This is a genomic window from Nocardia sp. CA-145437 (assembly GCF_050956485.1).
Lineage (GTDB): Bacteria > Actinomycetota > Actinomycetes > Mycobacteriales > Mycobacteriaceae > Nocardia.
The window spans coordinates 6613835-6635721 of record NZ_CP191204.1; the positions used below are offsets into that span (position 1 = coordinate 6613835).

The window sequence follows — 21887 nt, forward strand, 5'->3', positions numbered from 1 at the left end:
CGCGCAGCACGGCGTACATGGCCACGACCAGCTCCACCGAGCGCGCCATGGCGAGCACGACCAGCGATTCCGGGCCGACGCCGGCGGCGATGAGGTGCCGCGCCAGGCGGTTGGCCCGCTCGGAGAACTCGGCGTAGGTCAGTTCGGTGTCGCCGAAGACCAGGGCGCGGACCTTCGGGCTGCGGGCGACCTGTGCGTCGAAACCCTGGTGCAGGAACAGATCCAGAACCCGGGAGCCGGTGGCGTTCCAGCTGGAGGTGACGTAGTCGTACTCCCCGGCGTCGAGCAGTTCGATATCGCCGACGGCGACCGTGGCGTCCGCGGTGGCGGCGGCCAGCAGCCGGGTGAACTTGGCGGCCAGCTCGCGCACCGTGTGGTCGTCGAAAAGGTCGGTGGCGTAGGTGTATTCGACCCGATAGCCGTCACCGGCGGTGTTCACGGTGAGCTGCAGGTCGAACTTGGCGATGCCCGGATCGAAGTCCAGTTCCTCGGCCGCGAGGCCGGGCAGCCCGGCGGTCAGCTCGCCCAGGTTCTGCATGAACAGGGCCACCTGGAACAGCGGGTGGCGGTTGCGGGCGCGCGGCGGGTTGAGCACCTCGACCAGGCGCTCGAACGGCACGTCGCGGTGGGCGAAGGCGCGCAGATCGCGGTCGCGCACATGGGCGATGAGGTCGCCGAAGGAGTCCGCGCCGCGCACCTCGGTGCGCAGCACCAGGGTGTTGACGAACATGCCGACCAGGTCGTCGAGGGCCTGATCGCCGCGCCCGGCCACCGGGGTGCCGATCGCGATGTCGGTGGTGTTGGACAGCCGGGCCAGCACGGCGGCCAGCGCGGCGTGCAGCACCATGAACGGGGTGGCGCGGTGCGCGGCGGCCAGCTTGTCCACCGCGGCCCGCAGGTCGGCGTCCAGCACGGTCTCGAAGGTCGCGCCGCGGCCGCTGGACGCGGCGGGCCGCGGGCGGTCGGCGGGCAGGTCCAGCTGGGCGGGCAGCTCGGCGAGTTCGTCGGCCCAGAAGGCGATCTGGCGGGCGGACACCGAATCCGGGTCGGACTCGTCGCCCATCCAGGCGCGCTGCCACAGCGCGTAGTCGGCGTACTGCACGGCCAGCGGCGCGAACTGCGGGCGCTGCCCGGCCTGGCGGGCCACGTACGCCATCACCAGGTCGCGCACCAGCGGGCCGATGGAGGCGCCGTCGGCGGCGATGTGGTGGGCCACCACGACCAGGGTGTGGTCGCCGGGGCCCGAGCGCAGCAGCCGGGCGCGCAGCGGCACCTCGGCGGTGACGTCGAAACCCTGTGCGGCCAAACCGAGTACGGTGCCGACCAGCTGGTCCTCGGGCACGTCGCGCGGGGTCAGGTCGACCGCGGCGGCGGGCAGCACCATCTGGGCCGGGCCCTGCTCGGCGGCCGGGTAGTAGGTGCGCAGCGACTCGTGCCGCTCCACCACGTCGGCGAACGCGGCCGCCAGCGCCGCGGTGTCGAGGTCGCCGCGCAGCCGCAGCGCGAACGGCATGTTGTCCACCGCGGCCGGATCGAATTCGTCGGCGGCCGGATCGTATTCGCTGCGCGCGTAGTGGTTGAGGAACCACATGCGCTGCTGGGCGGGCGAGAGCGGGATGTGGTCCGGGCGCGGGCCCGCGGTCAGCGGCGGCCGGGCCGGGCCCGCGTTGTCGCCCAGCGCGGCCAGCGCGGACACCGTCGGCCGCTCGAAGAAGTCGCGCACGTCCACGGTGACGCCGAGGGTCTCGCGAATGCGGGCGATGGCGCGGGTGGCGATCAGCGAGTTGCCGCCGATGGTGAAGAAGTCGTCGTCCGCGCCGACCACCTCGAGGTCGAGCAGGTCGGCGAAGATGGCGGCGACCGCCTCCTCGGCGGCGGTCTCCGGCGCGCGGTACGAGGTGACGGCGTCGGCGAAGTCCGGTTCGGGCAGCGCCCGGCGATCCACCTTGCCGTTCACGTTGAGCGGCAGCTGCGCCATCGGCACCAGCAGCGACGGCACCATGTACTCGGGCACGTGGGTGCGCACGGTGGAAAGCACGGCGGCGCTGTCGATCTCGTGACCGTCGGCGGCCACCACGTAGCCGACCAGGTTCTGTTCGCCGTTGGCGCGGGTGTGCATGAGCACCGCCGCCTGGGCGACGGCGGCGTCGCGGCGCAGCGCGGTCTCGACCTCCCCCAGCTCGATGCGCAGGCCGCGCATCTTCACCTGGAAGTCGCTGCGGCCCACGTACTCCAGCTCGTCGGGGCCGTTGTCGGGGTTGGACACCCAGCGCACCAGGTCGCCGGTGCGGTACATGCGGTCGCCGGAGGGGCCCTCCGGGTTGGCCACGAAACGCTCGGCGGTCAGGCCGGAGCGACCGGCGTAGCCGCGGGCCAGCTGCGGGCCGGCGATGTAGAGCTCGCCGACCACGCCGACCGGCACGGGACGCAGATCCTCGTCCAGGACCAGCACTTCCACGTCGTCGCCGGGGCTGCCGATCGGGATGGAGTCGACGTCGGCGGCGGTGACCTCGTGCGAGGTGGCCAGCACGGTGGACTCGGTCGGGCCGTACACGTCGAAGAGGGTCGCGCCACTGACGCTGCGGAAGTCAGCGGCGGTTCCGACAGGGACGGTCTCGCCACCGGTGAGCAGGTAGCGCAGCGAATCGGGCATCTCCTCGCCGCTGCGCATCACCTCGCCCACCAGCGCGGCCAGCATGGAGGTCACGAAGAACGCGGTGGTGACCCGGGATTCGCGGATCACCCGCACCAGGTAGGCCGGGTCCAGATGGCCGTCGGGGCGGGTCATCGCGATCCGCGCGCCGGTGGTCAGGGGCCAGAAGATCTCCCACACCGAGGCGTCGAAGGTGGTGGAGGTCTTGAACAGCAGCGCGTCCTGGTCGGTGAGCCGGAACTGCCGCTGCTGCCAGCGCAGGAACGCGATCACCGCGCGGTGCGGAATGGCCACGCCCTTGGGGCGGCCGGTGGACCCGGAGGTGAAGATGACGTAGGCCAGGTTGTCCGGGCCCGGCTGGGGCAGCTCCGGGTCGTCGGCCGGGGACAGCAGCCGGTCGCCGTGGATGCCCAGTTCCCGTGCGTTGTCCTCGAACTCGTCGATGCGCAGCACCGGGGCGGCGATCTCGAACGGCGGCTGGTCGGCGGTGGTGGTGAGCACCACCGCGGGCTGGGCCACCTCGAGCACGTAGGAAGTGCGCTCGGCCGGGTGATCCGGATCGATCGGCACGTACGCGCCGCCCGCCTCCAGGATGGCGAACATGCCGACCAGCAGTTCGAAGGAGCGGCGCACCGCCAGGCCCACCAGCACGTCCGGGCCGACGCCCAGGGTGCGCAGGTGGCGCGCGAGAACGGTGACGCGCGTGGCGAATTCGGCGTAGGTGAGGGTCTCGCCCTCGTAGTCCATGGCGATGGCGTCCGGGGTGCGCTGGACCTGCGCCCGGAACTGGGTGCTGAGCGTCTCGACCGGGGCCAGCTTGGGGTCCAGGACGTCGGACGCCGCGAGCACGGCGTCGTCGACCAGGGCCTCGAGTGCCGCGGTCAGGCCGCCGGCCTCGCCGTCCATGAGGCCGGGCAGCTGGCCGGAGACCACCACCTGGATCAGCGCCTCGGGCTCGAGCGCGCCGCCCATGGCCTCGCTCAGCATGGCGATCTCGGCGGCCAGGACACCGTAGGCGACGGTGTCGCCCGCGTAGCGCAGCGCGACGCGGTCGGCGTCCAGCTCGGCCACGACGGCGATCAGACATGGTAGGTCGCCCACGCCGTAGGCCCGGCGCAAGGCCGTGACCCGTCCGGTCCGGTTGGTGGCGATCGACTCTGCGTAGTGCATCAGAGGCTTCCTTCCGACGTGCTTTCCGTGCTGAGGACCAGGGCCTGCGCGTCCGCGGTGAGCGTGCTCAGGACCTGACGGAGTCCGGCCGCGCCGAGGGCGGCCAGAATGCCGGGCACCAGCCCGGCGAGTGCCACGTTGACCAGCGCCTCCGACTTCGCGGCGGCGCCCATGGCGCGGGCGGTGACGGCGATCTTCTCGGCGAGATCCCGGTACGTCACCGTGTGCTCGCCGTGCGTGACCGCGACCGCTGCGGGAGCGGCGGCCGCGGCGGCGGCGATCAGGGTGGGCAGGTCGGCCGCGGCAGAGGTGGAGGAATTCTGCTGCGGCGCGACCGATTCGGCCTTCGGCGCACCGGTGCCGGGGCGGCGGTTGCGCTCCGCCTCGGTCCGGATGTCGATGGCGCGCAACGACACGTCCGGATTCGCGACGACGGTGTCGAGGACCGACCGCAGGCGCTGAGCCAGCAGACGCACGGAGTCGGCCTCGAAAATGTCGGTCGCGTACCCGAATCGCATGTCCAGACCGGTGACCTTCCCGGCCGCGTCGTGCTGCTCGATGCCGGTGAGCTGGAGGTCGAACTTGGCCTCGATCAGCTCGGGCTCGAGCGCCGCCACGGTCAGCCCGGGCAGTTCGACCGACACCGGCGCCATGTTCTGGAAGGCGAAAGCCACCTGGAACAACGGGTTCACCGAGGCCGAACGGCCTCGGCCGGTGGCGGCCAGCACGGCCTCCACCACCCGCTCGAACGGGACGTCACCGTGATCGAACGCGGCCAGATCGCGATCGCGCACCTGCTTCAGCAGGTCGGTGAAGGTCAGCTTGCCGTCCACCTCGGTGCGCAGCACCACGGTGTTGACGAACATGCCGATCAGGTCGTCCAGTGCCCGCTCACCGCGACCGGCGACGGGAACGCCGATCGAGATGTCGCGCTGGCCGGACAGTTTGGCCAGCAACACGGTGAAGGCGGCGTGCACGACCCCGAACAGGGTGGCGCCGTGCGCGCGGGCCAGGGTCGACAGTCGTTCGACGGTGTCGGAGTCCACCGCGAAATCGATCGTCTTGCCCAGCATGTCCCGCCGTGCCGGCCGGGGCCGGTCGGTGGGCAGCTCCAGCTGGTCCGGGGCGGAGGACAGTTCGTCCACCCAGAAGGCCAGCCGGCGCGAGAGCAGGCTCTGCGGATCGGCGTCGGAGCCGAGCACAGTGCGTTGCCAGGCGGCGTAATCGCCGTACTGGACCTCGAGCGGGGTCCAGGCGGGAGCGGCGCCGGACGTACGGGAGGTGTACGCCAGCACCAGGTCCCGGGTCATGGGCAGCACCGAGTAGCCGTCGGCGCTGATGTGGTGCAGCACCACCATGAGGACGTGCTCGTCCGGAGCCAGTTCGAACAGCACGACCCGCACGGGCGGGGCCACGGTCACGTCGAAGCCCGCCGCGGCCACCTCGACGAGCGTGGCCTGAAGGTCGTTCTCCGACACCGGAACCGGGGTCAGCTCGCCGTCGAGCTCGCCGACCTCGAGCACCACCTGCACGGCCTCGCCGTCCACCTCGGGGTAGCGGGTGCGCAGGATCTCGTGGCGCTCCAGCACATCCCGCAGGGCCGCCGTCAGCGCGGCCCGGTCGAGGTGGCCGGTGAGCCGGATGGCGGTCGGCACGTTGTAGGCGCCCGACTCCGGGTGCAGGCGGTTGAGCACCCACATCCGCTGCTGCGCCAGCGACAGCGGGGCCGGGCCCGCGTCGGTGCGGCGCACCAGCGGCGGCAGCGCGTCGGCGTGGTCGGCGGTGGCGATCCAGGTCGCCAGGCCGTCCACGGTCGGCGCCTCGAACAGGGCCGAGACCGGCACCCGCACACCGAGATCCGCGCCGAGCCGGGCGGCCAGGCGGGTCGCCATCAGCGAGTTGCCGCCGAGGGCGAAGAAATCGGTGTCCAGGCCGATGAGGACGTCCTCGGCCGCGCCGATCACCTCGGCAAAGCCCGCCGCCACCGCCTGCTCGACGGCCGTGGTCGGCTCGCGGTAGGCGGCCACCGTGAAGACCGGCTCCGGCAGCTGGGCCCGGTCCACCTTGCCGTTGGCGTTCAACGGCAGGGCGTCCAGGACCATCAGCGCGGCCGGGACCATGTACTTCGGCAGCTCCGCGCCCAGGGCGGCGCGCAGCGCGGCCGACACCTCGTCGCGGCTCTCGGCGGCGGTGCCGGGCACCGCGGCGTAGGCGACCAGGCGCGACCCCGCGTCACCCGCGGTGCGGGCGACCGCGACCGCGGCGGTGACGCCGGGCTGGCGGCGCAGCGCGGTCTCCACCTCGCCGAGCTCGATCCGGAAACCGCCGATCTTGACCTGGAAGTCGGCGCGGTCGATGTACTCGAGCGCCCCGTCCTCGCGCCAGCGGACGATGTCGCCGGTGCGGTACATGCGGCCGCCGGCGAACGGGTCGGCCACGAAGCGGTCGGCGGTCAGGGCCGGGCGGCCGAAGTAGCCGCGGGCCAGCTGCGCACCCGAGAGGTACAGCTCGCCGGGCACGCCGACCGGGACCGGGGAGAGCCGGGCGTCGAGCACGTACACGCGGCTGTTCCAGGCGGGCGAGCCGATCGGCACGGCCTGCCGGTGGCGCTCGGTCACCTCGAAGGCGGTGATCGAGACGGCCGCCTCGGTCGGGCCGTACAGGTTGAACAGCCGTGCGCCGGAGTCGTTCCCGGCGTGGTGGTCGAGGAACTCGGCGGCCGTGGCGGCGGGCAGCGCCTCACCGATGGCCAGCACCGCGCGCACCGACCCGGGCAGCGGGCCGCCGGCCAGCAGCATGCCCAGCAGGGAGGGCACCGGGTGCAGGACGGTGACGCCGTGACCCTCGATCAGGGCGCGCAGGCGGTCCGGATCGCGCTCCTCGCCCGCGGCCGAGACCAGCAGGCTGCCGCCGGTGGTCAGGGTGGACCAGAACTCCCACACCGACAGGTCGAAGGTGGCGGGGGTCTTCAGCAGCGCGCGGTCGCCCGCGCCCAGCTCGAACGTGGCCCGCAGCCAGCGCAACTGGTTGACGATGGCCGCGTGCGGCACCGCCACGCCCTTGGGCAGGCCGGTCGAACCGGAGGTGAAGATGACGTACGCCGGGTGCTGCTCGCGCAGCGGGCGCACTCGCTCGGCGTCGGTGACCGGGGCGGCGGACAGCGCGGACAGGTCGAGCCGGTCCACCTCGAACACCGGCACCTCGGTGGGGAACGACACGCCGTCGGCCGAGGTGGTGAGAACCACTGCGGGAGCGGCGGTCTCGACGATGTAGGCGATGCGGTCGGCCGGGTGGTCGGGGTCGATCGGCACGTACGCGCCGCCTGCCTTCACCACCGCGTACATGGCGACCACCAGGTCGATGCCGCGGCGCATGGCCAGCACCACACCGGTCTCGGGTCCGACGCCCGCGGCGATCAGGCGACGCGACAGGCGGTTCACCCGGGCGTCGAATTCGCCGTAGGTGAGCGAGGTTCCGGCGTCGTCCAGCAGCGCGACCGCGCCGGGGGCGGCGGCCGCCTGCTCGTCCACCAGGTCGGCCAGGGTGGCCGGGGCCAGCTGGCGCGCGGTGGCGTTCCAGTCGTGCAGGATGCGCTGCCGCAGGCCCGCGCCCAGCAGGTCGACCTCGCCGATGGCCGTCTCCGGCTGCGCCACCACGGTTTCCAGCAGCCGGGCCAGCGCGGCGGAGAAGCGCTGCGCGGTGGCCTCGGTGAACAGGTCGTGGGCGTAGCCGAGGGTCAGCTCCAGTCCGGCGGGCGCGCCGGACTCGGCGTAGTGGTCCACCGCGAACAGGTGCAGATCGAATTGCGCGACGTGGGTGTCGAATTCGACTTCCGACACGGTCAGGCCGGGCAGTTCGAGGCCGGCGCGCTCGTGGTTCTGGAAGGACAGGCCCACCTGGACCAGCGGGTGCCGGGCGGTGGACCGGGCCGGGTTGAGCACCTCGACCAGGCGCTCGAACGGCACGTCGGCATTGCCGAAGGCGGCGATGTCGCCCGTGCGGACCCGGGCCAGCAGATCGGTGAACGACTCGGCGCCATCGGTTCCGGTGCGCAGCACCAGGGTGTTGACGAACATGCCGATCACGTCGTCGAGGGCGGCGTCGCCGCGGCCCGCGATCGGGGTGCCGACCGCGATGTCGGAGGTGCCCGACAGCCGTGACAGCAGGGCGGCCCAGGCCGCGTGCACCACCATGAACAAGGTCGCGCCGTGGCGGCGGCCCAGTTCGGTCAGGCCGGCGTGCAGCTCGGCGTCCAGCGGGAGCCGGATGTAGCTGCCGCGCAGGCTCTGTCGCGCCGGACGCGGGTGGTCGGCGGGCAGGTCCAGCTGGTCGGGCAGCCCGGCCAGGGTCTCGCGCCAGTAGGCGAGCTGGCCCGCGGCCACCGACTCCGGATCGTCCTCCGAGCCCAGCAGCGCGCGCTGCCACAGCGCGTAGTCGGCGTACTGCACGACCAGCGGCGTCCAGGACGGCTTGGCGCCGCCCAGGCAGGCGTTGTAGGCGATCATCAGGTCGCGCACGAACGGCACCACCGAGGAGCCGTCGGCCGAGATGTGGTGCAGCACACCGGCGAGCACGTGGTCGCCGGTCGGCACGCCGTCCGCGTCCACGATGCGCAGCAGCAGCACCCGCACCGGCACGTCCACCGTCACGTCGAAGGTGGTCATGGCGAATTCGGTGACCTTGCCGACCAGTTCGGCCTCGGTGAGGTCGACCGGCTTGAGCTCGGCGATCACGTCCGCGGCGGGCAGGATCACCTGCGCGGGGCCCTCGGCCAGCTCCGGGTAGACGGTGCGCAGGGTCTCGTGGCGTTCGATCACCGCCGCGAACGCGGCCTCCAGCGCCGGGGCGTCCAGTTCGCCGGTCAGGCGCAGCGCCACCGGGATGTTGTAGGCCGTCGACGAGCGGTCGAAGCGGTTCAGGAACCACATGCGCTGCTGGGCGGGCGAGAGCGGCAGGTGCTCGGGACGGGCGCCCGCGGCCAGCACCGGCCGCTTCGGGCCGTCGGCCTCGGCCTGCACCCGCGCCGCCAGCGCGGTCACGGTCGGGGCCTCGAACAGCGCGCGCACGCCGACGGTGGTGTCGAACAGCGCGCCGATGCGGGCGACCGCCTTGGCCGCGAGCAGCGAGCTGCCGCCCAGGGCGAAGAAGTCGTCGTCCGCGCCGACCCGCTCGATGCCCAGCAGGTCCGCGTACACGTTGGCGATGAGCTCCTCGGCCACGGTGGCGGGCTGGCGGTACTCGGTGCCCTCGAAGACCGGTGCGGGCAGCGCCGCGCGGTCCAGTTTGCCGTTGACGGTCAACGGGATCCGGTCCACGACCACCAGGGCCGCCGGAACCATGTGCTCGGGTAGTTCGCGGGCGACGGCGGTGCGCAGCTCGGTGGTGGGCACCACCGCGCCCGCCGCCGGGACCACGTAGCCGATGATGCGGGAGACGTCCGCCGCCTCGTCGTGGCGCACGATGACCGCGGCCTCGCGGACCCGCGAATCCAGCAGCAGCGCCGCCTCGATCTCGCCCAGCTCCACGCGGAAGCCGTGCAGGTTCACCTGCTGGTCGATGCGGCCCAGGTACTCCAGATCGCCCGTGGGGGTCCAGCGCGCCAGATCGCCGGTGCGGTAGGCGGATTCGCCGGGGGCGCCGTACGGGTCGGCCACGAAGCGGCCGGAGGTGAGCGCCGGGCGCTCGAGGTAGCCGCGCGCCAGCTGACCGCCGGAGACGTAGATCTCGCCGGGCACGCCGACCGGGACCGGACGCAGCCGCGAATCCAGCACGCGCACGGTCAGACCCGGCAGCGCGCCGCCGATCACGCTGGCCGAACCGGTGTCCGGGGTGATCGGGCGGTAGGACACGTGCACCGTGGTCTCGGTGATGCCGTACATGTTGATCAGGGCCGGGCCCTGCGGGTGCCGGGCGAACCAGCCCGAGAGCCGCTGCGGCTCCAGCGCTTCACCACCGAAGATCACGTAGCGCAGCGCGAGCTCGGAGTCGCTCTCGGCGTCGGCGGTGATCAGCTGGTAGAAGGCCGACGGGGTCTGGTTCAGCACGGTCACGCCCGCGGTGGACAGCAGTTCCCGGAACTGCTGCGGCGACCGCGAGGTGAAGTAGTCGACCACCACCACGCTGCCGCCGTACAGCAGCGCGCCCCACAGCTCCCACACCGAGAAGTCGAAGGCGTAGGAGTGGAACATGGTCCACACGTCGGCGGGCCCGAAACCGTAGTGGCCCTGGGCATTGTCGAACAGCCGGATCACATTGCGGTGCGGGATCACCACGCCCTTGGGGCGGCCGGTGGAGCCCGAGGTGTAGATGACGTAGGCGATGTCGGCCGGGCGCAGCGGGGCGCGCCGGTCGCGGTCTGTGACCGGGGCGGCGTCGTAACCGTCCAGGTCGATGGTGTCGAGGCAGACCACCGGGCCGCCGAACCAGCCGGCGGGCAGCTGGGCCGCGCCGCTGCTGATCGCGCACACCGGGCGGGCGTCGTCGATCACGTACTCGATGCGGTCGGCCGGGTAGTTGGGGTCGATCGGCAGGTAGCCGCCGCCCGCCTTGACCACGGCCAGCAACGCCACCGCCAGCTCCTCGGTGCGCGGCAGGGCCACGGCCACCAGGGATTCCGGGCCGACGCCGGCCGCGATCAGGCAACGGGCCAGGCGGTTGGAGCGCGCGTCGAGCTCGGCGTAGCTGAGCGTGACGTGGCCGGAACGCACCGCCGGCGCGGCCGGGTCGATGGCCGCCGCGGTGGCGAAACGGTCTGCCAGCGTGGTGAATTCGGCGATATCGGGTCCGGTGCCGGCCCACTCGTGGAGAACGCGGGCGCTCTCCTCGATGGTCAGCAGCGGGATGTCGCCGACCACCACGGTGTCGTCGGCGGCCACCGACGCCAGCACCCGGTCGAAGCGACCGGCCAGGGCGGCGATGGTGTCGGCGTCGAACAGCTCACTGGCGTAGCTGATCTCGATGTCCATGCCGTTCGGGCGGCCGTCCGGGCCGTGCTGCTCGAGCACGGTGAACTGGAGATCGAACTTCGACACCCCGGCGTCCAGGGCCTCCGGGCGCACCGTCAGCTCCGGCAGCTCCACCGCGGGCAGCGCGTAGTTGTGGAAGGTCAGCGCCACCTGGAACAGCGGGTGGCGGGCCTGCGAGCGGGCCGGGGACAGCACCTCGACCAGGCGCTCGAAGGGCACCTCGGCGTGCGAGAGGGCCGCGATGTCGTCGGCGCGCACCGCGTTCAGCACGGTGTCGAAGCCGGCGCGCGGGTCGATCTCGCTGCGCAGCACCAGGGTGTTGACGAACATGCCGACCAGGGCGTCGAGCTGCTGCTCGCCGCGGCCCGCGACCGGGGTGCCGATCGCGATGTCGGTGCTGCCCGAGATCCGGGCCAGCAACACGGCCAGCGCCGCGTGCACGGTGCTGAACAGGGTGGTGCCGTGGGCGCGCGCCAGATCCACCAGGCCGCCGTGCAATTCGGCGTCCACGCGCATGCGGTGGGTGCCGCCGCGCAGCGAGGCCACCGCCGGACGCGGGCGGTCCACGGGCAGCTCCAGCTGTTCGGGCAGCCCGGACAGGCGCTGCTGCCAGAACGCCAGCTGCCGGTGCGCGAGCGAGGCCGGATCGGTCTCGTCACCCCGGCGCTCGGCCTGCCACAGGGTGTAATCGGCGTACTGCACCGGCAGCGGGGCCCAGGCGGGCGCCACCCCGGCGCGGTGGGCCTGGTACGCGGTCATGAAGTCCGCGGCCAGCGGGCCCATCGAGAAACCGTCCGAGCTGATGTGGTGAACCACCAGCACCAGCACGTGATCGGTCGGCGACAGGCTGAAAACGGCCGCGCGCACCGGGGTTTCGGTGGTCAGGTCGAACGGGCGGGCGACGACCTCGGCCACCCGGGCGGTCAGTTCGTCCGCGGTGATCGGCGCGGTGACCAGCCGGGCATCGCCCTCGGCCAGCACCCGCTGCACGGGACCGTCCGGGCCGTCGGGGTAGACGGTGCGCAGGGTCTCGTGGCGCGCCACCACATCCCGCAGCGCGGCGTGCAGGGCGGCCGCGGCCAGCGGGCCGGTCACCCGCAGCACCATGGGGATGTTGTCAGCCGCCGCGCCGGGGCCGACCCCGGTCGCGTCGGCGTGGTAGCGGTTGAGGAACCACATGCGGCGCTGCGCGTCCGACAGCGGCACCAGCGCCGGGCGCGGGCGCGCGGTCAGCGGCACCAGCGTGCCGCTGCCCGAACGGGATTCGGCGACCGCGGCCAGACCGGCGACGCTCGGGGCGTCGAACAGGTCGCGCACCGACAGTTCGGCGTCCAGCGCCGCGCCGACCCGGGCCACCACGCGCGCGGCCAGCAGCGAGCTGCCGCCGAGCGCGAAGAAGTCGTCGTTCGCGCCGATCCGGTCGACGCCGAGCAGATCCGCGAAGACCCCGGCCACCACATCCTCGGCCACGGTCTCGGGTGCGCGGTAGGCCGCGGTCTCGAAGACCGGGGCGGGCAGCGCGGCGCGATCCAGCTTGCCGGAGGCATTGACCGGGAAGGCGTCCAGCACCACGAACGCGGCCGGAACCATGTACGCGGGCAGCAGGCCGCCCAGCGCCGCCTTGACCGCGTCCAGGTCGATGGCGTGGCCGGGCTCGCGCTGCAGGTAGCCCGCCAGCTGATCGCCCGCGCGGTCGTCCGAGCGCACCAGCACGACCGCCTGGTTGACACCCGGCTGCGCCAGCAGCGCGGCCTCGATCTCCCCCAGCTCGATGCGCAGGCCGCGCAGCTTCACCTGGAAGTCGGTGCGGCCCAGGTAGATCAGCTCACCCTCGGCGGTCCAGGTGACCAGGTCACCGGTGCGGTACATGCGCGCGCCGTCGCCGAAGGGGTTCGCCACGAAGCGATCCGCGGACAGATCCGGACGGCCCAGGTAGCCGCGGGCCAGCTGATCGCCCGCGAGGTACAGCTCACCGGCGACGCCGGGCGCGACCGGGTTCAGGCGGCCGTCCAGCACATAGGTCTGGGTGTTCCAGACCGGACGGCCCATGGGCACGAACGCGACATCGGTGTCGGCGACCTCGTGGTGGGTCACCTCGACCGCGGCCTCGGTGGGGCCGTACAGGTTGTGCACGCGCGCGCCGGTCAGCTCGCGCATGCGGGCGGCGGTGCCGACGGGCAGGCCCTCACCGGAGGCGAACACCTGGCGCAGACCGGTGCAGTGGGCAGCGGCCGGCTCGGTCACGAAGACCGCCATCATGGACGGCACGAAGTGCGCGTGGGTGATGCCCGCGCGAATGATCAACTCGGCCAGATACTTCGGGTCGCGGTGGCCGTCGGGGGCGGCCACGACCAGCTTGGCGCCGATCTGCAAGGGCCAGAAGAACTCCCACACCGACACGTCGAAGGTGAAGGGGGTCTTCTGCAGCACCACGTCGTCGGCGGTCAGCCGGTAGCGGTCCTGCCCCCACACCAGGCGGTTCACCACGGCGGCGTGCGAGACCGCGACACCCTTGGGGCGGCCGGTGGAACCGGAGGTGAAGATGACGTAGCAGGCGTTCGACTCCCGCAGCGGCGCGAGACGATCGGCGTCGGTCAGCGGGGTCGCGGCGTACCCGGCCAGATCGACGGTGTCGACGGCCAGCACCGGGATGTCGCGGGCGGTGGTGAAACCGTCGCGGGCGGTGGTCAGCACGAGCACCGGGCCCGCCGCGTCCAGCACGTAGTCGGTGCGCTGCTCGGGCTGATCCGGATCGACGGGGACGTACGCGCCGCCAGCGGCCAGGATCGCGTACATGCCGACCAGCAGATCGTGGGAACGGCGGATCGCCAGCGCCACCCGGGATTCCGGGCCGACGCCGGACTCGACCAGCTTGCGGGCCAGGCGGTGTACGCGGCCGGAGAACTCGCCGTAGGACAGAGCTGTTCCCCCGAATTCGACGGCCGGGGCGTTCGGGCAGGTCAGAGCCCGCGACTCGAACAGGGCGACCAGGGTCGCGGGGGTGGTCTCGCCCCACGCGCCGACCGGCAGCGCCGAGCGGATGTCGTGGGCGGTGTCGTTCCAGCCGGTCAGCACCTGGGCGCGCTCGGCGTCGGTGAGCAGGTCGATATCGCCGACCGGGCGGTCCGGGGTGGCGGTGACCGCGTCCAGCACCACGTCCAGGCGACGGGCGAAGGCCGCGACGGTGGCCTCGTCGAAAATGTCGGTGGCGTAGGTGAACACGGCGTCCAGCCCGGCCGCCGCACGATCCTCGACCAGCGACAGCTGCAGATCGAACTTGGCGATGCCCGGGTCCAGCTCGACCCGCGAAGCGGTCAGGCCGTTCAGCTCGAGGCTGGTCTGCGTGGTGTTCTGCAGATCCAGGGCCACCTGGAACAGCGGGTGGCGGGCCTGCGAGCGCATCGGGCTGAGCACCTCGACCAGGCGCTCGAACGGGACGTCCGCGTGCGCGAAGGCGCGCAGATCGGTCTCACGCACCTGGGCCAGCAGCTCCCGGAACGAACGGTCCGGAGCCACCTCGGTGCGCAGCACCAGGGTGTTGACGAACATGCCGACCAGGTCGTCGAGCGCCTGCTCGCCGCGGCCGGCGACGACGGAGCCGATCGAGATGTCCGCGGCGCCGGACAGTTTCGCCAGCAGCGTGGCGTAGGCCGCGTGCAGCGCCATGAACAGGGTGGCGCGATCGCCCTCGGCCAGCTCGCGCAGGCGGGCGTGCCGCTCGGCGGAGATGGCGAAGCGGTACTGCGCGCCGTGGCGGGTCGCCACGGCCGGGCGCGGCCGGTCGCCGGGCAGCTCCAGAGTGTCGGGCTGCCCGGACAATTCGGCGCGCCAGAAGCGAACCTGATCCGCCAGCAGGGATTCCGGGTCGTCCTCGGCGCCCAGCAGGTCACGCTGCCACAGCGTGTAGTCGGCGTACTGGACCGGCAGCGGCGTCCACGCCGGGGCCGCGCCCGCGGTGCGGGACGCGTAGGCCAGCATGAGATCCCGGGTCAGCGGCGCGATGGACCAGCCGTCGGCGGCGATGTGGTGCACGGCGAGCACCAGCACGTGGGTCTCGGGCGCCACCCGCAGCAGGGTGAGCCGGGCCGGGGCCCGCTCGTCCACCGCGAACGGCAGCACCGCGAGCTCGAAGATCCGGTTCTCCAGATCCTCGGCACGCACCTGCTCCGAAACCAGTGCGACACCGGACTGCTCGACCGGCAGCACCAGCTGACGGCCCACGCCGTCCACGGCCGGGTACACGGTGCGCAGCGTCTCGTGCCGCGCCACCACGTCGGTGACCGCGGCGGCCAGCGCGTCCGCGTCCAGCGGGCCGTCCAGGCGGATGGCCGCGACCAGGTTGTCGGCGATCGAGCTGTTGTCGAAGCGGTTCAGGAACCACATGCGCTGCTGCGCGTAGGACAGCGGCACCACCTCGGGCCGCTCCCCCGCCACCAGCGGCGCGCGGCCGCCGGTACCGGCCAGGTCGGCCAGCCGGGCCGCCAGTTCGGCGACACTGGACGCCTCGAACAGCAGGCGCACCGGGACGGTGGTGTCCAGGGCCGCGCCGAGGCGCGCCACCACCTGGGTGGCGATCAGCGAGTTGCCGCCGAGCTCGAAGAAGTCGTCGTCCGCGCCGACACCGGCGGCGGGCGCGTCGGCCTCGACGACCGAATCCAGGTGCGCCACCGGAGCATTCGAGCCGAGCGCGGAGTCGGCGACGGCCACGGCCGCGGTGAGGGCCGCGTCCACCGGCGTGATGTCGGCGGCGGGCGCGAGGCCCAGCACCTCGGCGAAGACCTCGGCCACCAGCAGTTCGATCGGCGTCGCGGGGGCGCGGAATTCGCGGGCCGCGAAGACCGGGGCGGGCAGGGCGCGGTAGTCGAGCTTGCCGTTGACGGTCATCGGCATGGCGTCGAGCACCATGAAGGCCGACGGAATCATGTACGCCGTCAGGCGATCCGCCAGCGCGGTCTTGATCTCGGCCACGTCCACGCCGCCGGCGGCCGCCACCAGGTAGGCCACCAGCTGGTCGCCGCGCGCCGCGTCGTGGTGCAGGACCACCACGGCCCGGCGCACCTGCGGCAGCGCCGCCAGCGCGGCCTCGATCTCGCCGAGTTCGATGCGGAAGCCGCGCAGCTTCACCTGGGAGTCGTTGCGGCCCAGGTACTCCACCTGGCCGTCGGCCGTCCAGCGCACCAGGTCGCCGGTGCGGTACATGCGTTCACCGGGCGCCCACGGGCAGGCCACGAACCGGCTCACGGTGAGCTCCGCACGATTGCGGTAGCCGCGGGTGACCGGCAGGCCGCCCAGGTACAGCTCGCCGATCGCGCCGACCGGCACCGGCCGCAGCCGCTGGTCCAGGATCCACTCGCGCGCACCCGGCACCAGGTGGCCGATGGTGACGGTCTCGCCCGCCGCCAGCGCGCCGGTGATGTTCACGACCACGGTGGCCTCGGTGGGGCCGTAGGCGTTGATCATGTCGCGTCCGGCCTCGGCCCAGCGCCGCACCATCTCCGGCGACAGCGCCTCGCCGCCGACCGCGACGTGGCGCAGGGTGGGGACGTCGGCCGGATCGATGGTGCTCGCGCCCGAGGGCGTCATGAAGACGTGGGTGACCCCGTGCGCCCGAATGACTTCCGCCAGCTCGTCGCCGATGTGCGCGCCGGTCGGGGCGACCACCAGGGTGGCGGCCGACCGCAGGGCCAGCAGCAGCTCGCCGACCGAGACGTCGAACGAGGAGCTGGTCACGTGCAGCACCCGCGCCTCGGCGGAACCGCTGAAGCGCTCGTACTGCGCCTCGGACAGACCCGCCAGACCCGAGTGGGTGACCACGACGCCCTTGGGCAGGCCGGTCGAGCCGGAGGTGTAGATGGAGTACACGACATTGGCGGCGCGCAGCGGCCGCACCCGGTCGGCGTCGGTGATCGGATCGGCCGGGAAGGCCGTGCGGGCGCTGGTGAATTCGGCGTCGTCGAGCAGCAGCCAGGGCAGCGTGCCGGGCAGCGCGCCGCGCACCGACGCCACGGTCAGGCCGAGCACCGCGCCCGCGTCGCGGACGATGTACTCGATGCGGTCGGCCGGGAAGGCGGGGTCCACCGGCACCCAGGCGGCGCCGGTCTTGGCGATGGCCCACACGGCGACGATGTACTCGATCGACCGCGGCAGGCTCACGGCCACCAGCTGCTCCGGGCCCAGGCCGCGCTCGATCAGCAGGCGCGCCAAGCGATTCGAGAGGGCGTCCAGTTCGGCGTAGGTGAACTGGACATCGCGCTCGATCAAGGCGATTCGGTCCGGGGCCGACGCCACGGCCGCGGCCATGATCTCCGGCAGCAGGCGGACCGCGTCCACGGCCCCGCCGGAACGGGTTGTCAGATCGGCGTATTCGGCCTCGGACAGCACCGGCAGCGCGTTCACGACCACGGCCGGATCGATGGTGATCGCCTCGAGCAGGCGCACATAGCGGCGCGCGAAGACCTCGATGGTGGCGGGATCGTAGAGATCCACCGCGAATTCGAACTCCGCGTGGATCCCCGCCGGTGCCGGACCTTCCCCGGGACCGGCACCGGCGAAGCTTTCGGTGACCGCGACCGACAGGTCGAATTTGGTCACCTCGGTGTCCAGGGTACTCGTCGTGGCAAGCAATCCGGGCAGTTCGAGACTGATGTCTCCGGCGGCGGTGAACGACAGGGCCACCTGGAACAGCGGATGCCGGGCCGCCGACCGCACCGGATTCAGGGTCTCGACGAGCTGTTCGAAGGGGACGTCGGCGTGCGCGAACGCGGCAAGATCGATGTCACGGACCCGGTGCGCGAGGTCGCGGAAGCTGAGCTCGCCGTCGATCTCGGTGCGCAGCGGCAGCGTGTTGACGAACATGCCGATCAGGTCGTCGAGTTCGCGCGCGCCGCGGCCGCCGACCGGGGTGCCGATGACGATGTCCGATTCGCCGGAAAGGCGGGACAGCAGCACCGCCAGCGCGGTGTGCATCAGCATGAAGGTCGAGATGCCCTCGGCCCGAGCCGTTTCCGAAATGGCGGCGTGCAACTCCGCGGTGAGCTCGACGTCGAGCTTGCCGCCGCGACCGGTCGCGACGGCGGGCCGGGGACGGTCTGCCGGGAGCTCGAGCACGTCCGGCGCGCCCGACAGGGTGCCGCGCCAGAAGTCCAGCTGCCGGGAGAGCAGCGACTCCGGGTCGTCGGCCGCGCCGAGCCGATCCCGCTGCCACAGCGTGTAATCGGCGTACTGCACCGCGAGCGGCTCCCAGGCGGGCGCCTGGCCGCCGGTGCGGGCCAGGTAGGCGGTGATCAGGTCGCGGGCCAGGATGGGCAGCGAGAGGCCGTCGGCGGCGATGTGGTGCAGCACGATGGCGACCGCGTACTCGGGGACGTCGAGATCCGCGGCGTCGACCAGCACCGGACCGCCCAGTCCGCAATCGGACGCGACGGCTCCGGTAACGGTGAACAGTCGTGCACGGAACGGGATCTCGCGCTCCAGGTCGAAACCCTGCGCGGCGAAGGCCCGCAGGCGGGCGTCCAGTTCGTCGGCGTCACAGGACTCCTGCGCCACCGGCTCGGTCGCCACCGCCACCGGCAGCACCTGCTGCTGCGCGAAACCCGCCGCGGTGGTGGGGAACACGGTGCGCAGCACCTCGTGGCGGCCCAGCACGTCGGCCAGCGCGGCCCGCATGACCTCCGGATCGGCCTCGCCGCGCAGGCGCACCACGAACGGCATGTTGTAGCCGGCGCTCGCGGTGTCGAAACGGTTCAGGAACCAGATGCGCTGCTGCGCCGGGGACAGCGGCAGCGCCTCCGGCCGGTCGCGGCGCACCAGGGCGACCGCGCTGCCGGACTCGGCGTCGGCGTCGACGAACTGGGCGTCGATCACCGCTGCCAGCTCGGCCACGCCGGTGGCGGAGAACATCTCGCGCACCGTGAGGCGGCAGCCCAGCTCGGCGTTCAGCCGCGCCGCCACCTGGGTGGCGATCAGGCTGTTGCCGCCCAGGGCGAAGAAGTCGTCGGTACGGCCGACCTGGTCGGTGCCCAGCACCTCGGCGAACATGGCGGCCACGGCCCGCTCGGTCACCGTCACCGGCGCCTCGTGCACCACCGCGACCCGGACCGGATCCGGCAGCGCGGCCCGGTCCAGCTTGCCGGAAGCGTTGACCGGCAACGCCTCCAGCAGCACGAACGCGCTCGGCACCATGTAGGCGGGCAGCGCCCGCGCGGCAGCGGCCTTGAGCTTGATCGCGTCCACCTCGTCGGTCGCGACCGCGTAGGCGACCAACTGGTCGTCGCGCACGATCACCACCGCGCGGGACACGCCCTCGACATCGCCGAGCACGGTCTCGATCTCACCCAGCTCGATGCGCAGGCCGCGCACCTTCACCTGGAAGTCGGTGCGCCCCAAGTACTCGATCTCACCCGACTCGGTCCAGCAGACCAGATCACCGGTGCGGTACATGAGTTCACCCGGAGCCGCGAACGGGTCGGCGACGAACCGCTCCGCCGTCAGACCCGGACGCGCCATGTAACCCCGGGCGAGCTGAACCCCCGACAGATACAGCTCACCCGGAGTCCCCATGGGGACCGGCCGCAGGCGTGCGTCGAGCACGTACAGCCGGGTATTGAACACCGGCGCGCCGATCGGCACGGCGGTGATGTCCGCGGCGGTCACCTCGTGCGAGGTGACCTCGACCGCAGCTTCGGTGGGGCCATAGAGATTGTGGAGCGGGGCGCCGGTCAGGGCGCGCAGCCGCTGCGCGATGGGGCCCGGCAGCGCCTCGCCCGAGGCGAACAGCTGCCGGATCCGCAGCGGCGGTGTACCCGCGGCCGCGGCGGCCTCCAGTTCGGCCACGAACGGATCCATCATCGACGGCACGAAATGCACCACCGTGACGCCGAATTCGTCGATCACCGCGCGCAGGTAGGCCGGATCGCGGTGGCCGTCGGGCTGGGCCAGCACCAGGGTCGCGCCGATCTGCAGCGCGAAGAACAGCTCCGGCACCGAGACGTCGAAGGTCATCGGCGTCTTCTGCAGCATCACGTCCGAGGCGGACAGCGCGAAGGTCTCGCGCATCCAGACCATGCGGTTGACGATGGAGCGGTGGCTCACCGCCACGCCCTTGGGGCGGCCGGTGGAACCCGAGGTGAAGATGACGTAGGCGGTGTTCGCCGGACGCAGCGGGGACAGCCGGTCCACATCGGTCACCGTGGCGGCCGAGAACTCGGCCAGCGCGGCCTCGGTCAGGTCGGCGATGTCCAGCACGGCGGCGGCGGTGGCGGGACGGTCGGCGGCGGTGGTCAGCACCAGCGCGGGCGCGGCGGTGTCCAGGATGTGCGCGATCCGGTCGGCCGGGTGATCGGGGTCCAGCGGCACGTAGGCGCCACCGGCGGCCTGCACCGCGTACACGGCGACCAGCAGCTCCGGCGAACGGCGCAGATGCAGCGCGACCAGCGACTCCGGGCCGATGCCGCGCGAGATCAGATAGCGGGCGAGCCGATTCACCCGTCCGGCGAACTCGGCGTAGGTGAGATCGCAGGCGGGGGTCCCGCCGAAACGCACCGCGAGCGACTGCGGCGTCCGGGCGGCCTGCGCCTCGAACATCGACACCAGCGTCGCCTCGGGGTCCACGGTGAACGCGGTGTCGTTCCACTCGCGCAGCACCACCTCGCGCTCCCGCTCGGTGATGACCTCGACCGCGGACAGCGGGGCCGCCGGGTCCAGCTCCACCAGCCGCTCGACGAACGCCACGAAACGCTCGATGTGGCGGTCGATCTCGTCGGCCGTGTACAGGTTCGGGTTCACCTCGAGGTCCAGGCGCACCCGGTCGTTCTCGCCGTAGAAGGCGTTGAGGCTCATGTCCTCGACCGGGCTGGTGGACAGCAGGTTGAGCCGGCCCTGGATGTCGCCGAAGTCCAGCTGCGGGTGGAACAGCATGATGTTGACCATCGGGCCGTACAGCGCCCGCGACGCCGGAGCGCCCTGCAGTTCGGCCGCGTCCCGGCGGATGTCCTCGTGCCGGTAGCGCTGGTGGCGCAGCGCGCCGGAGATCTCCAGGCGAGCCGCGGTGAGCAGCTCCAGCCAGGTGGTGTCCGGCCCGGCCGCCATCCGCAGCGGCACGATGTTGGACAGCATGCCGGTCGAGCGGCGCATGACCGCGGTGGTGCGGGCGGTGACCGGCAGGCTCAGCACGGCCTCGTCCTGGCCGGTCAGCTTGGCCATGTAGGCCGCGAAGGCGGCGATGATCACGCCCGCCAGACCCGAATCATGCTGCGCGCCACACTCTTCCATGCGGCGGACCAGGTCCTCCGGCAGCACCACGCCACGGCGCAGGTTGTCCGAGCGCGGCGGGGCGGTGCGGCCCTTGAGCGACATGGTGCCGTCCAGGCCCGCGGTGCGCTCCTGCCAGTAGGCGCGGTCGGTGCGGAAGCGGCTGCTCTCGCGGTAGGCCAGTTCGGATTCGACCAGCTCGCGCAGCGTGCCGACCTTCACCGTCTCCGGCTCCAGGCCGCGCTGCAGCGCGGTGTAGCGACGGGCCGTCCACTGCATGGTGTTCAGGGCGGCGTAGCCGTCGCCCACGATGTGGTGACCGACGAAGAACCAGAACCAGCGCTGGTCGGCGACCCGGATCAGAGTGGGCGAGAACAGCTTGCCGGTGAGCAGGTCGATCGGCTCGAGGATCTGGACCTGCATCCACTCGTGCGCGGCGGCGATGGGATCGGCTTCCGAGCGCAGGTCCATCAGCTCGGTGTTGTGACCCGCGGTCGGGTCGATGTACTGGTGGGGCTGTCCGTCGATCTCGGTGAAACGCAGCTGGGAGGAGCGCCAGATCGGGACGCCGTCCTCGGCGACGCGCAGCAGCAGGTCGACGTCGAAGTCACCCTCGATGTCGACGTACTGGACCAGGTTGAGGGGCACTTCGGGAGCCAGCAACTGGGCGTACCACAGCCCGATCTGCGCGGGTCCGAGCGGGAACGGCGCAGACAATTCAGTCGACGTCGGAACTTCACTCGGTCCGAGACCACTCGAGTCCGTACCCTGCACCAGAGCCTCCCTTGTCATGGCGAATTGCTATGTCGACCAACGGTTTCGGGGCATCACGAAATAGACCTGAGTGCGCT

Annotated in this window: 2 protein-coding genes (1 of these 2 cut by a window edge); both read right to left on the minus strand. The window is 72.3% G+C overall.

What is annotated here, in order from left to right; all coding sequences use genetic code 11:
- On the minus strand, window positions 1–3823 hold the beginning of the coding sequence (locus ACQPYY_RS30590) for a non-ribosomal peptide synthase/polyketide synthase (RefSeq protein ID WP_433591918.1). The gene continues 15269 nt to the left of window position 1, outside the view; 3823 of the gene's 19092 nt are visible here — the first part of the coding sequence; its start codon is at window positions 3821–3823; its stop codon lies off the left edge, out of view.
- Window positions 3823–21828 carry a non-ribosomal peptide synthase/polyketide synthase gene (locus ACQPYY_RS30595; protein ID WP_433591919.1) on the minus strand — a complete coding sequence of 6002 codons (18006 nt, stop codon included), beginning with the start codon at window positions 21826–21828 and terminating at the stop codon, window positions 3823–3825. The genes ACQPYY_RS30590 and ACQPYY_RS30595 overlap by 1 nt, the downstream gene beginning before the upstream one ends.
- Between the last annotated feature and the right edge of the window lie 59 nt (window positions 21829–21887).